Origin of the sequence: Aerococcus sp. HMSC23C02 (genome assembly GCF_001806805.1) — a bacterium.
Lineage (GTDB): Bacteria > Bacillota > Bacilli > Lactobacillales > Aerococcaceae > Aerococcus > Aerococcus sanguinicola.
The window spans coordinates 64044-77211 of record NZ_KV786040.1; the positions used below are offsets into that span (position 1 = coordinate 64044).

At 49.0% G+C, this 13168-nt stretch carries 11 protein-coding genes; 6 read left to right on the forward strand and 5 right to left on the reverse strand.

Annotated features, from left to right (window positions below; translation table 11 throughout):
* Nucleotides 1-89: 89 nt before the first annotated feature.
* On the reverse strand, nt 90-941 hold the full coding sequence (locus HMPREF3090_RS01135) for an alpha/beta fold hydrolase (protein ID WP_067973361.1): 852 nt from the start codon (nt 939-941) through the stop codon (nt 90-92).
* A gap of 74 nt (nt 942-1015) precedes the next feature.
* On the opposite strand from HMPREF3090_RS01135, the gene HMPREF3090_RS01140 reads away from it, so the two are divergent.
* The 4 genes from HMPREF3090_RS01140 (at nt 1016) to HMPREF3090_RS01150 (ending at nt 5304) form a co-directional block, all read left to right on the forward strand.
* Nucleotides 1016-1753 carry a pseudouridine synthase gene (locus HMPREF3090_RS01140; protein ID WP_067973356.1) on the forward strand — a complete coding sequence of 246 codons (738 nt, stop codon included), beginning with the start codon at nt 1016-1018 and terminating at the stop codon, nt 1751-1753.
* Between the two features lie 131 nt (nt 1754-1884).
* Entirely contained in the window at nt 1885-2022 is a 138-nt protein-coding gene (locus HMPREF3090_RS09790; protein ID WP_158444736.1) for a hypothetical protein, read from the forward strand.
* A 79-nt stretch (nt 2023-2101) separates the two neighbouring features.
* Nucleotides 2102-3118: a PEP/pyruvate-binding domain-containing protein gene (locus HMPREF3090_RS01145; RefSeq protein ID WP_067973354.1), complete on the forward strand. Its 1017-nt coding sequence runs from the start codon at nt 2102-2104 to the stop codon at nt 3116-3118.
* Between the two features lie 980 nt (nt 3119-4098).
* Nucleotides 4099-5304, forward strand: a complete 1206-nt coding sequence (locus HMPREF3090_RS01150) for a dicarboxylate/amino acid:cation symporter (protein WP_067973352.1) — start codon at nt 4099-4101, stop codon at nt 5302-5304.
* 110 nt (nt 5305-5414) lie between these two features.
* Here the strand turns inward: HMPREF3090_RS01150 and HMPREF3090_RS01155 are convergent, their stop codons facing one another.
* Genes HMPREF3090_RS01155 through HMPREF3090_RS01165 form a run of 3 tightly spaced genes read right to left on the reverse strand, consistent with a single transcriptional unit; the run spans nt 5415 to nt 9393 of the window.
* Nucleotides 5415-7220, reverse strand: coding sequence for an ABC transporter ATP-binding protein (locus HMPREF3090_RS01155; RefSeq protein ID WP_067973348.1), 1806 nt, complete (start codon nt 7218-7220; stop codon nt 5415-5417).
* Nucleotides 7220-8947: an ABC transporter ATP-binding protein gene (locus tag HMPREF3090_RS01160; RefSeq protein ID WP_067973346.1), complete on the reverse strand. Its 1728-nt coding sequence runs from the start codon at nt 8945-8947 to the stop codon at nt 7220-7222. The genes HMPREF3090_RS01155 and HMPREF3090_RS01160 overlap by 1 nt, the downstream gene beginning before the upstream one ends.
* On the reverse strand, nt 8932-9393 hold the full coding sequence (locus tag HMPREF3090_RS01165; protein WP_067973343.1) for a MarR family winged helix-turn-helix transcriptional regulator: 462 nt from the start codon (nt 9391-9393) through the stop codon (nt 8932-8934). Before HMPREF3090_RS01165 ends, HMPREF3090_RS01160 begins: the two co-directional genes overlap by 16 nt.
* A 676-nt stretch (nt 9394-10069) precedes the next feature.
* Here HMPREF3090_RS01165 and HMPREF3090_RS01170 point away from each other — a divergent pair.
* On the forward strand, nt 10070-10507 hold the full coding sequence (locus HMPREF3090_RS01170) for an HIT family protein (RefSeq protein WP_067973340.1): 438 nt from the start codon (nt 10070-10072) through the stop codon (nt 10505-10507).
* Nucleotides 10508-10852: 345 nt separating this feature from the next.
* Here the strand turns inward: HMPREF3090_RS01170 and HMPREF3090_RS01175 are convergent, their stop codons facing one another.
* Nucleotides 10853-12136: an HlyC/CorC family transporter gene (locus tag HMPREF3090_RS01175; RefSeq protein WP_067973334.1), complete on the reverse strand. Its 1284-nt coding sequence runs from the start codon at nt 12134-12136 to the stop codon at nt 10853-10855.
* A 266-nt stretch (nt 12137-12402) separates the two neighbouring features.
* Here HMPREF3090_RS01175 and HMPREF3090_RS01180 point away from each other — a divergent pair, with 266 nt between their 5' ends.
* Complete coding sequence (locus tag HMPREF3090_RS01180) at nt 12403-13167, forward strand: DeoR/GlpR family DNA-binding transcription regulator (RefSeq protein WP_067973331.1); 765 nt, start codon at nt 12403-12405, stop codon at nt 13165-13167.
* The last annotated feature ends 1 nt before the right edge of the window (nt 13168 follow it).

The following is a 13168-nucleotide window of genomic DNA, read 5'->3' on the forward strand; positions in this document are numbered from 1 at the left end:
GACCTTGGCTCGAGCCGGTGCCGTGGCTTTTTAACGACCAAATTCAAAAGCGGAACGGATGCTCATTAACTCCATTTAATTTAAATTCACTATCCTTCAATATGATAAGGATGATAGTTGCTGGCGTCTGGGCCGAAGCGTTGGTAGAAGTCGTCGAGGAAGGTTGTTTGGATTTGGTCGGCGGGGGCTTTTTGGCAGGCCTGGAAGTAGGCGGCTAGGAGGTAGAAGGCGTAGTAGGGGACCCGGTGGCCGGCCTTGCTGTCGCTGATCATGTAGAGGGGGTGGTCTCCTTGGTGGTGGTCGAAGAATTCTTGGGTGAGGTTATAGGGGACGACGGCATCGTTGACGGCGTGCCAGAAGAAGATGGGGCGGTCGGCGATGCAGTCTGCTGCTTGGCTCAGGTCGACTTGGGCCATTTGCGCAAGGATGGCTTGGACTTGGGCCTTCTCTTCGTCTGTGACCTCGATGGCTTCGGGGAAGTAGTTGCGGCAGAGGGCCCGGGCGTAGTTCTCCAGTTGGGGGGTGCCCATGAGTACACCGGCCTGGTCGATTTCGGGATAGGCCCGGACTAGCATGCAGGTCGTGATGCCGCCCATGGAGAGGCCAGAGACACTGAGACTGACGTCATCCAAGAGGCCTTGGTCTTGGTAGTAGGCCTTGATGAGGGGGAATTCCTGGACATTGCGCAAGAGGACTTGGAAGAAGTCGGCGGGTTCTAAGCGTTGGTCGAAGTCCACCCGCTCTCCGTGCCCATAAGCATCGGGCAAGAGGACCCGGAAGCCGCGTTGGACGAGTTCGACGGCTAGGGTGGCACCTTGTTCCTTGGAATTGGTCCAGCCATGGTAGAAGATCACCAGGGGCAGGGCTTTATTTTCTTGGCCTTGGGGGCTATACTCATAGCAGGGAATTGCTTCAATCATTAGTTTACGAATCGTATACATGGAAAGACCTCCTTCATGTCTTGGTCTTAGTGTACGCTAAATTAAAATAAATTGCGACAGTTTAGGAGTTTATCATGCGTTTACAAGAATTTATCCAGCAGACTTGCCAGCTTTCCTCGCGGCGGGCCCGGCAAAAAATTGCCCAAGGGCACGTTAGCGTCGATGGTGACTGCGTGCGAAATGGTAATTACTTGGTGGATCCCGCCTGGCACCGGATTCAACTTGGCGGTCAAGACCTGCCTTCACACTTAGGCCACCAGAATTATCTCTTCTACAAGCCAGTTGGTCTGGTCAGTGCCCGCCGCGATGACCGTTATCCTACGATTTTTGACACCCTGCCAGCTGAACTCCAGGGCCTTAATTTATCCATTGTTGGCCGCTTAGACCGGGATGCCCAGGGGCTCATCCTCTTGACCAATAATGGCCAGCTGCACTATCTTTTGGAGAACCCGCGCTTCCAGATGGCGAAGACCTACCGGGTGAGGGTGAACGGACCCTTGGACGACCAGGATGTAGCGGCCTTTGCGGAGGGGATTATCTGGTCAGATGGCTATATCTGCCAGCCTGCCCAGCTCCTGATAGAAGAAGTGGGCCGCCAAGCTTCCCAGGCTCGTTTGACCATCTATGAGGGCAAGCGCCACCAGATCAAGAAGATGTTCCTGGCCCGGGGTGTTAAAGTGACCCGCTTGGAGCGGCTGGCGATTGGCCCGCTCTCCCTCGACCGCCAGCCCCTCCAGGAAGGACATTACCGTGAGCTAACAGCGGGGGAAATTAGTGATCTGAAAGCTTTGTTTAAGCAGGTCCAACGTTAGGCTTGGGGGTTCGTATCTCCTTAGTCAAGGCACTTGTCTCGTCAGGGTTGTGTGAGCGCTCACAATTTACTGTTCAAGTCCAGGGAAATATACTATAATGACAAGTGATGACGAAGATAAAGGAGAGAATTATGCGTATTCTACATGTCCAAGCCCAATTGCCCAGGCGATTGCCCGTCAGGCTGACCGCCTCGTATCAAGAAGAGATCCGCAAGAATTCTTGGCCGGGTTTGGTTGACTACCTCTTGGACTTTTTAAAGCAGGCTTAAATTTGTGAAAAATAATTGTTTTGTTTCCCTGAAAACGGTATAATCATTTAGAGGAAACGCTTTCTGAGGAGGGATCTTTTTGCAAAAATATATTTATAATTTCAAAGAAGCTAACGGGAAGATGGTGGAGAGCCTCGGCGCTAAGGGGGCCAGCTTGGCTGAAATGACCAAGGAAGGCTTGAATGTTCCTAAGGGCTTCGTTATTTCGACCGCAGCTTGTCAGAATTACTTATCCGGTAGCCAGCAAGGACTGAGCCCTGCTATTGATGCGGAATTGGAGAACGCCATTAAGGACTTGGAGAAGCGGACCGGTAAGTCTTTTAACGATCCCAACCACCTCCTTCTGGTCTCTATCCGTAGCGGGGCAGCCCACCACCTTCCTGAGAACCGCGAAAGTATCTTGAATGTGGGTTTGAATGATAAGAACGTGGAACACCTTGCGCGGAGCACCAAGAACCGCCGTTTCGCCTATGATTGCTACCGCCGTCTCCTGCAAATGTACGGCCAGTCTATTTATGGGATTGACCGCGACTGCTTCCAGACCAAGTTAGATGAAGCCAAGGCTGACGAAGGTGTCGAACGGACCCAGGACTTGTCCTATAACCGCTTGCGCCTCCTCGTCAACCAATTCAAAGATGTCTACACGGAAGAAGTCGGCATTTCCTTCCCGCAGGTTGTCACCACCCAGATTGCTGACGCGATTAAGGCCATCTATAAGAATTGGGACTCTGATTACATGCGTGAGCAGAGAAATAAGCTCGACCTGCCTGAGGACTTAGGCACTGCCGTGATCATCCAAGAAATGGTCTTTGGGAATGCAGGCGAAGAGTCAGGGACCGGCATCATTGTGGTCCACCAAGACCAAGACGAGAAGGACCTGGAAGGAGAATTCTTGCTCCGCGGTCAGGGGGAAGACGTGGTGATCGGCAGCGGGGAACCCATGTCCTTAGCTGAAATGAAGGACTACTTCCCAGAAAACTACGACTACCTGGTTCAAGCCGTAGCAACCATGAAGACCTTCTACAATAAACTAGAAAACCTAGAATTCACCATTGAAGATGGGCAAAGCTTTATTCTAGAAGCCCATGGCAAGTAAGCTTAGTGGATGAGACTGGATCTATTTCCGGTCTCTTTTTTTGTGCGGAAAAGGGTGCAGGGAACGAGGGAGCAAGTTTCAAATGGAGGCTGTGTTAGTGAGTCGGGAGCTGGCAACTTGCAAACATCAAGTCCATTTAAAAGCAAGACATCCGGAAGTCACAAAGACCGTGTCTATTTGCAAATTGGCCCTTGTCTACTCTCAAAGGCCGTATCTATTTGAAAGTTAGATCTTATCTACTCTCAAGTTCCGCTTCCATTTAAAAATTGGCTACCGACTAGACAAGCTGCTCCCACTCACCATAATGAAAACAAGCTAGCCCAGGTCTTGGCTAGCTTGTTGATTCTTATATCATGTTTTTACCATTGATTGTGCCATATGTTCCTTGGACTTGCTTTAGTAATCCACACTCAGACCTTATGATTGTGGCTTGGTCGCTGCCAACCCACACTCCCGATCTTCGAGTGAAGCTTGATCGCTGCTGATCCACACTTCTGGGGGTTGATTATGGCTTGCTCGTCTTTAAGCCACACTCCTGGGGGTTGATTGTGGGTTGCATGCCATCCCTCACACCCTAGTCGGGTTCAGGCTAGCAGAAATAGCTCCTCTTCACAAAGCGCCGCCGAAGACTTTTAGTCTTCTCTGTTGCTTTGCTCCAGAGGTCCACTTCTACCCGCGCTCCCTCACACCCTTCCTAGTTGGGTTCGCAAGAGCAGCTTTGGAGTGCTTTCGCAAGTCGGAAATGTGCAAGCCTTGCTTGCCCTTATCCCGACTTACTCCAAGCATCCAAAGCTAAATGCTCTTGCTCACACCCTTATATACAATTTTTGTCGAGAATTCTGACTTTTATAACGCTTACAAAATTAAATCTTTCAAATAATCAAGCAAAAGCATTCCAATTGAGGGGAGAATTTGCTAGGATTATTAAATAGAATGTGATATTGTGCTTAATTTGGCACATTTGTTTGGGGGGCAGAATTATGTCAAATCGGATTGGCGGCAAGCGGAAGATTGGGCTTGTACCGCGACTTGTTATTGCTATTATTTTAGGGATTATTGTGGGACAATTAAGCTTTATTCCAGAAATTGTCTTTCGTATTTTTACTACCTTGTCAGCTATTTTTAGTTCTTTTTTGAATTTTATTATTCCTTTTATGATTCTGGGCTTCGTGGTGCGGGGGATTGCAGATCTCGCGCATGGGGCTGGGAAGCTGCTGGGGGTTACGGTTTTGACGGCCTATATTTCGACAGTGGTCGGTGGGCTTTTAGCTTATTTTGTTTCGGTTAACCTCTTTCCGCTCTTTATTAGCGAGGAATTGGTGGCTAACATTAGTCAGGCTGGGCCCGGTTTAGAGCCCATCTTCACCATTCCCCTGGAGCCTTTCTTCGATGTGACCGGCGCCATTATCTTTGCCTTCATTATGGGCTTGGGGATTTCCTGGCTGCGCGGTCATGGCCAAGGTCAGGCCCTCTATGAGATCTTTACGGATTTTGGAGATATTATTGTAAAAGTACTCAATACCATTATTATCCCGCTCTTGCCCTTCTATATCTTCGGTAATTTCGTGAACCTGAGCTACAGCGGCTCGGTCTTCTCGATCCTGAATGTCTTCTGGAAGGTCTTCCTGGTGGTGCTCGTCCTCCACTTCTTCTATGTGGGCTTGCTCTTCTTAATTGCTGGGACCTATGCCGGCAAGAGCCCGGTTATGTTGATCAAAAACCAGATTCCTGGCTATATGACCGCCCTGGGGACCCAATCTTCAGCCGCCACCCTGCCTGTGAACCTGAAGTGTGCGGCCAATAATGGGATTTCAGAAGACATCGCCAATTTCGTGGTGCCGCTAGGGTCAACGATTCATATTGCAGGTTCGATGATTACCATTACGTCTTGTGCAACTACCTTGCTGCTTATGTATGACCTGCCCCATGACTTCTCGATTATGATCGGCTTTATCATGATGCTGGGCGTGGCTATGGTTGCGGCGCCGGGCGCGCCAGGGGGTGCCATTATGTCGGCCCTGCCTTTCCTACCGATGATCAATATTACCAGCGAAACCATGAACCAATTGATGATTTCCCTGTACATCACCCAGGACAGTTTCGGGACCGCAGCTAATGTGTCTGGCGATAATGCCATCGCTGTCTTCGTGGATAAATTCTACAAAGATCATATTAAAAACAAATAAGCAAGTAGCGCCAGCCTTCACAAAAATGTAGAAGAGCTGGCGCTTTTGCGTATCAAAAAAGCCTCATGCCCACCCTTCGAACAGGGGTCAGGCATGAGGCTATTTTTATCCTAAGAGGCTTGGCTGAACTGGGCGTTGTAGAGGGCGTAGTAGAAGCCCTGCTTGGCCATGAGTTCGTCATGGTTGCCTTTCTCAATGATGCGGCCAGCGTCGAGAACGATGATCTGGTCGGCATCTTGGATGGTGGAGAGGCGGTGGGCGATGACGAAGCTGGTCCGCCCTTTGAGCAGCTTGTCAGTGGCTTGTTGGATGAGTTTTTCGGTCCGGGTGTCGATATTGGACGTGGCTTCATCCAGGATGAGGATGTCGGGGGTTGCTACCAAGGCCCGGGCGATGGTGATGAGCTGGCGCTGGCCTTGGGAGATATTGGAGGCATCCTCGTTGATGATGGTGTCATAGCCATCGGGGAGCTTCTTCACGAAGTCATCCACGTGAGCGGTTTTGGCTGCGGAGTAGACTTCTTCAGGCTCAGGGACCCGTCCCTGGGCTCCGTAGGCAATGTTGTCGTAGATGCTGCCACGGAAGAGCCAGGTGTCTTGGAGGACCATGCCCATCTGGTGGCGGACGTCATCACGGCTGTAGTCCCGGATGTCGACGCCATCGATGCGGATGCTCCCGTCATTTACCTCATAGAAGCGTTCCAAAAGGTTGATCAGGGTGGTCTTCCCAGCTCCGGTTGGTCCCACAATGGCAACCATCTGTCCTGGTTTGACATCGAGGCTGAAGTCTTTGAGGATCATTTGGTCAGGATCGTAACCGAATTGAACATCTTGGAAGCTCACCTTATAGTCGCTTTCTTGGGGAGCCAGGCCTGATTCCACGATTTCCATATCGTCTAACTCTAAGAATTCAAAGATCCGTTCTGCTGAAGCCAGGGTGGATTGAATCTGGTTGACGATGGACGATAATTGGGAAACGGGTTGGAAGAGTTGGGGGTTGTACTGCATCAAGGCTTGGACATTCCCCAGAGACATATGGCCGTTGACGACAGAGACCCCGCCGACGAGGGCGATTAGGACATAGCCCACATTCCGGATAAAGTTAACGGAAGGGAACATGATCCCTGAGATGAATTGGGCTTTCTGTGAAGTATTGTAGTAACTTTCAGTTTCTTCTTCGAATTTTTCCAGTTTATGCTTTTGTTGGTTAAAGGCCTTGATTTCGATTTGGCCATTGTAGTCTTCTTCAATCAGACCGTTGATGGATCCTTGGAGCCGCTGTTGGTTGGCGAAGAGCCGCTGGGAGATGGGGGTGATGAAGGAGACCATCACAATAGTCAAAGCGACGGCCCCGAGCATCATCCCACCAATACGAGGGCTGATGGAGACGATCATGATGGCCACACCAATGAAGAGGGTGGTGGACATGATAGCTTGGGAGATATTTTGTTGCAGGGTAGCCGCGATATTTTCGATATCATTGATGGCCCGACTGAGGATCTCACCATTCGGGGTTTGGTCTAGGGTTGAAATAGGCAGGCGATTGAGCTTGTCGCGCATGGCCTGGCGCAATTCGGAAATGGTCCCTTGAACGGCCTTACTGAGCAGGAAGTTCTGCAGGTAGCGGCCCAGCCCGGTTAGTAGGTAGAGGATGGCTACTTTGATGAGGATACTAACAATTCCCTCAAAATCAATGACATAGCGCATCTGACCGTTGACTTCTTGGAGGCCTTGGCTAACCCCGTCAGCAATCAGAGTGGTCGCTCCCCCGAGAATTTTCGGAGCGAAGATTTCCGTTACTGAGGCGAAGACGGAGAAGAAGATCACGGCAAAGAAGGTATACTTGTATCTGCCGAGAAAACGAATCAGCTTACGCAAGGCACTAAAGGTAGATCTTGGTTTCACTTCTTTACTCATTAGTCACTTACCTCCTTTAATTGGGATTGAACGATGGAACGGTAGATTGGGGTATCTTCTTGCAGGCTCTCATGGCTGCCAGTTCCCGCGATGCTGCCGTTGTCGTTGAGGACAATAATCAAGTCAGCGTCGGAAATGGTGCTGACACGTTGGGCAATAATCAAGTTGATGGTTTGGTCATCCAAGTTCTTCAAGGCTTGGCGCAGGTTGGCGTCCGTCTTGGCATCCAAAGCCGAGAAAGAATCGTCGAAGACATTGACCGGCGATTGCTTGATCAAGGCCCGGGCGATACAGAGCCGCTGCTTTTGACCTCCTGAGAAGTTAGACCCGCCTTGTTCGACGCGTCGGTCCAACTGGTCAGAGAAGCTGGAAACAAAGTCCGCAGCTTGGGCAATTTCGAGGGCCCGCCAGATTTCTTCATCTGTGGCATCAGACTTACCGGCTAACATATTCGAGCGGATGGTGCCGCGGAAGAGGTTGGCCTTCTGTGGCACATAGGCGATGTAGCGGCGCAGGCTGTTGAGGTTGATGTCTTCGAGCAAGTGGCCGTTAACCCGGATCTCGCCGGACGACCGGTCGTAGAAGCGTAGGAGCAAGTTAGCGATGGTTGACTTACCGGAACCTGTCCCGCCAATAATCCCCAGGGTCATACCTGGCGTCAGGTGGAAGTCGATGTCGTCGAGGACATTGGATTCGGCCCCATCATAGGCGAAGTGGACATGGTTGAAGTCGATCTGTCCAGCTTCATCCAGGGAGAGGACTTGGCCACCGTTCTCAGGTGAGTGGATCTTCTCAGGCGCTTCCAACACTTGGTTCACCCGTTCTGCTGAGACTTGGGCCCGGGGAATCAGGACGAACATCAAACCGATAAACATGAAGGAGACTCCCATGATCGCCGTATAAGAGATAAAGGACAGGATCACTCCCATGTCCAAGGACTGGATGGCCGTTAAACGCCCGCCATACCAAACCAGGAAGACGGTCGTCAGGTTGAGGGTGGTCATCATGACCGGAATTAAGAAGGCCAGGCGAACTTGGGCGCCGATAGCGGTCTGCCGGTAGTCATCGTTAGCTTCCTGGAAGCGGTCAGATTCGTATTCATTCTTATTGAAAGCTCGGATAACCCGGACCCCCGTCAGCCCTTCCCGGAAGATCAAGTTCATCCGGTCCACCTTCTTTTGCATAGAGCGGAAGAGGGGGGAGGCGGTATAGATCACGATTCCGATAGCGATGGCGATGATAGGGATGGTGGCCAGGTAGGTTTGGCTCATTTGCGGACTGGCTTGGTAGGCCATGGTGATACTGGCAATCAGCATGGCGGGGGAAAGCAAGAACATCCGCAGAACCATCATGGTGGTCAATTCGATCTGCACAATGTCAGAGGATGACCGCGTGATGAGGGAGGCGTTCCCGAATTCATCATAGGTATCCTTGGACAGGCGTTGCACCTTGGCATAGAGGGCATTACGCAGGTCACGTCCCAGCCCTTGGGAAGCCTTGGAAGCAAACCAGATATTGGCCAGGGCAGAACCCACAATGAGCAGGGTCATGATAAACATTTGCCCGGCAACGCCCCAGATGGCATCGAAGTTACCCTGGGCCACCCCGTCATTAATCAAGCGTGCAGTCAAGGTAGGCAGGAGCAATTCCGTTACCCCCTGCATGAAGGCAAAGAAGACGCTGAGGATAATCAGCGATTTGGGCACACGTTTTAAGAGTTTAAGCATGGATGATCACCTTTCTTTCTATTTTTTACGAATTGGTCGCGTTGATCCGTTAAGACTTGCAATACTTTGGCCCGGTCCTCCTTGGATAAGTCGGAACAGAGCTCAGCTTCTAAATCTTTAAAAATCCCATTAATCTTCTCAACTTGCTTGTGGCCACTAGCGGTCAAAAAGATTTGCTTTTGCCGGCTATTATCTGACGCCGTTTGCCGATAAAGATAGCCACGATCTTCTAAAACATTCAAAATGTTACTGATCGTGGCCTCGTGTTTGCCGAGATAGGTCGCCAGTGAACGCTGGATAGGTCCGGCCTCCCGGTAGATATAATGGAGGGTCTGGGCCTGGATCGGGTTGAGGTCAACTTCCTTTAAGCGTTCGAAGAGGTACTTCTTCTGTAGGTTTGCTAATTGAAAGATTAAATGGGAAATGGTTAAGGCATCTTCAGTCACCTGTCCATCTCCTTTTGAAATTATGTTGATATGTGCTACTTATCTATCATAACGGATTATACTTGTAAATACAAGTGATTTGATTTAAATCTTAAAATTTACACAATACTTACCGAAAACAGGCCGAAACTTTACAATTCTTGGCTATAATGAGCTAAAGGGCGGCATTCTGAAAAATCGAATGTTGCTCTTTTTTTATAAAGTTGTGCTAAGAGCATCCGTTCCGTCTTGAAAGTGATCGTTAAATGTTCTGAGGACCAACACGGCTAAAGCCGTCTTGTACTTTATCCGTAAGTCGCTAAAGCTCCAACGGCTAAAGCATAGCACCGATTCGGGCCAAGGTTCCTCGCCTAGCGAGACTCAAACGTCTCGTACGGCTAGCGCCTACGATACGTAATTCGCTTCTAGTCGGGTTCGGTCTGGACCTTGCTTGGTCACGGCTAACGATCACTTTCAAACTCCACTCCTGCTCATGAAACGAATCGCTAAGCAATCCCCCAACGCTATAAGAACGAAAAATACTAAGTGGTGCTTATGAGTATGCGTTCCGGTATTGCTCAAAGTGAGCTGATAGAGTGAGTATTCTTTTTTCTAGTGCCTTTTCCAAAATATATAATTGCTCTATTTTGGGAGAATTAGTGATAAAATAGAGTTAAATTAAAGGAGGATGATTCTTATGACAGAAACTGTTAAAGATCCAAATTGTGGCTACTGTGTCCAAGGCGAGCCGCTCGCTCAATTCGGCTATTTAGTGGGCGAATTGCCCCATAGCCTGGTGATTATCTTCAAGGAGCAGTCCCATCCTGGCCGCTTGATTGTGGCTTACAAGGAACATGTCAGTGAATTGGTGGATATTTCTGATGAAGAGCGTGATGCTTACTTCGCTGAGATTGCCCAAGTGGCTAAGGTTATGCACCAGCTTTACAAGCCAGACAAGATTAACTACGGGGCTTACGGAGATGGTGGGTCCCACCTCCACTTCCACTTGGTGCCTAAGTATGAAGGCGAAGTGGAATGGGGGACGCCATTTGCGATGAACTTGGACCAAAAATACTTGTCAGATGATGAGTATGAGGCGATGGCAGAGGACTTGCGTCAAGCTTTGGCTTTATAAGCTGATTTAGTGCACTAAGACCAAAAGAAGGCAGTGAATGAAGGGATGGCCTTGCATTCACTGCCTATTCTTATATGTATTTTTCGATTGTAATGAGCATACGCTACGCTTTTGAATTTGGTCCTTAAGAGCCATGGCACCGGCTCGAGCCAAGGGCTCTCACCTAGCGAGACTCAAACGGACCCTACGGCTGACGCCTACGTTCCGTAATTCGCTTCGCTTGCTTGGTCATGGCTAAGGACCAACTTCAATGCTTCGCTCCTGCTCATAATTAGATAGCTAAAGAAAAAGCATTTAATTAGCATTTTTATTAAAAAATAAAGAAACTTAAGTGCTGATGCTCACTTAGTCTTCTTCCTCTTCTTCCGAGTTTTCTTGGTGGATGGCGTCGAGGATGGAGACGCGTTGGCGGTCTTCTTCGAGGACCTTGAATTGCCAGTCGCCGACGCTGAAGCGGTCGCCTTTTTCTGGAAGCTTGCCGATGTGGTGGACCACAAAGCCATTGACGGTATGGAAGAGTTCGGGTTCTTCTAGGGGCAGGTTAAGGATTGGCATAGCCTTGTCGATGGCGCAGCCCCCGCTAAATTGATAGTGTTCTTGGGGGATGAGCACGTCGATGTCATTGAAGACCACGTCATCTTCGTCCCAAATCTCGCCAACTAGTTCTTCCAGGACGTCTTCCATGGTAGCAATCCCCATGACGCCCCCGTGTTCGTCGCGGACAACAGCCATATGAACCTTCTGCTTCTGCATCTTGCGCAGGAGGTTGGCTAATTTAATCGAAGGCGGAATGAAGAGGACATCAGAGAGAATGCTCTGGAGGACCACTTTTTGTCCGCGCTCACGCTTGGCCCGCAGATAGCGGTTGAAGTCCCGCTCGTGGAGGGCACCTAGGACATTATCGATATTCTCGTCATAAATCACCAAGCGCGAATAAGGATGTTCCATGAAGGCCTGGTCAATGCTTTCGTCGCTGTCATGGACGTCCGCGGCAACCAGGTCAATCCGAGGGGTTAGAATAGAAGAAACGGTTCGGTCGTCGAAGTTAATGGCGGCCTTGACCAAGCGCTGTTCATCGTATTCAATCGAGCCACCCACCCGGGCTTCATCCACCAGGGAAAGCAATTCTTCCTCACTGATTCCTTCCTGGCTTTCGATGGGGATGATGCGTTGGACGAGCTTCTGCCAGAGGTTAATCAACCAAACAAGAGGCGTCATTAGCCACATGACCACCCGCAAAATAGGGGTTGAGAACTTGGCAAATTGTTCCGGCATCAATTTGGCAATTAACTTGGGCGTAATCTCTGAGCAGAGCAAGAGGATCACCGTTGTCGCAATGGTCGAAATGGTCGCCCCATAGCGAGGGAACCAGACCAAGAGGACCACCGTTGCGATAGCTGACGCCCCGATGTTCACAATATTATTGCCAATCAAGATTGTCGATAGTAAGGATTCAAAGTCTTCCTGTAAATTGAGGGCTTGTTGGGCACGCTTATCGCCATTCTCTGCCTCATTTTGCAAACGAATGCGATTCAAAGACGTAAAAGCTGTCTCCGAAGCAGAAAAATAAGCGGATAAAATCACACATAAGATAAATAAGGCGATCGACCCGACGTAACTCTCATCCATTCTAAAATTCCTCCTATAAATTGTAAGATAAACACTACCCGAGTCCCAGTCGAAAAGGGGGCTTGGATAGTGTTTGCTTAAGTGTATACTTTCCTAGAATTATTGTATCATGAAATTATGGGAAAACCTATTTATCGAAAGGTAAAGAAATTATAAAATAAATCTAGATGAATAAAGCAAAGATAAAAAATAAATAAAAGAAAGCAAAAGAAATAACTTGAAAGTAAATGAACTTTCGTCTACAATATGAATTAGGAGGACAAGAAATGTTAGCACAGGAGCGTTTAGACCGGATAGCTGATTATCTGAAACTGAGCCAATCGGCAACCGTTAAAGAATTATCTCAAGAATTCGGGGTTTCAGAAGTAACTATTCGAAAGGACTTAAACGAACTCGAAAGTAAAGGTTTGATTGAGAAGGTCTTCGGCGGTGCCATCTGGTTGGGGCCTGATCAGTTGATTCGCACCGAGATAAAACCGGATGTGAAGCAAGATACCCGCCAAGAAGATAAAGCCCGCTTAGTGGAAGAAGTTTTAGAAAATATTTCGCTTGGTGACAGTCTCTTCTTAGATAATGGGACAACCAATCGTTTGTTGGTCGCAAAATGTCGCCAGTATTATGATGTTTTAACAATCATTACTTGTGATTTAACCATTGCACTTGAAGCGACCCAAGCCCCTAATTATCGGGTGATTCTATTAGCGGGAGAGTTATCTAACCTATCGAAAACAAGCCGCGATTTTGCTGCAGTCGATCGTTTACGTTCCTACCGTGTAGACACGGCGATTATGGGTTGCGATTCTTTCTCTAAAGAGGGGGTCTATACGACTTCAAATGAGAAGGCGGCACTCAAGTCCTCGGCATTAGAAATCGCCAACCATCGTATCTTACTGGCAACAGGCGAAAAAAGTCGTCGGCGCAGCCTCTTGCGTTATGCGCCTATGACAGACTTCGATAAGTTGTATACCAGTCAGGATGCTGACTTGGATGGTTTGCATGATATCAGTCACTTAGAAATCAAAATTTGTTAAG

Coding starts and splice junctions, on each gene's coding strand:
- HMPREF3090_RS01180 (WP_067973331.1), top strand. CDS start 12,403: ATGTTAGCACAGGAGCGTTTAGACCGGATAGCTGATTATCTGAAACTG.
- HMPREF3090_RS01170 (WP_067973340.1), top strand. CDS start 10,070: ATGACAGAAACTGTTAAAGATCCAAATTGTGGCTACTGTGTCCAAGGC.
- HMPREF3090_RS01140 (WP_067973356.1), top strand. CDS start 1,016: ATGCGTTTACAAGAATTTATCCAGCAGACTTGCCAGCTTTCCTCGCGG.
- HMPREF3090_RS01150 (WP_067973352.1), top strand. CDS start 4,099: ATGTCAAATCGGATTGGCGGCAAGCGGAAGATTGGGCTTGTACCGCGA.
- HMPREF3090_RS01160 (WP_067973346.1), bottom strand. CDS start 8,947: ATGCTTAAACTCTTAAAACGTGTGCCCAAATCGCTGATTATCCTCAGC.
- HMPREF3090_RS09790 (WP_158444736.1), top strand. CDS start 1,885: ATGCGTATTCTACATGTCCAAGCCCAATTGCCCAGGCGATTGCCCGTC.
- HMPREF3090_RS01135 (WP_067973361.1), bottom strand. CDS start 941: ATGTATACGATTCGTAAACTAATGATTGAAGCAATTCCCTGCTATGAG.
- HMPREF3090_RS01155 (WP_067973348.1), bottom strand. CDS start 7,220: ATGAGTAAAGAAGTGAAACCAAGATCTACCTTTAGTGCCTTGCGTAAG.
- HMPREF3090_RS01175 (WP_067973334.1), bottom strand. CDS start 12,136: ATGGATGAGAGTTACGTCGGGTCGATCGCCTTATTTATCTTATGTGTG.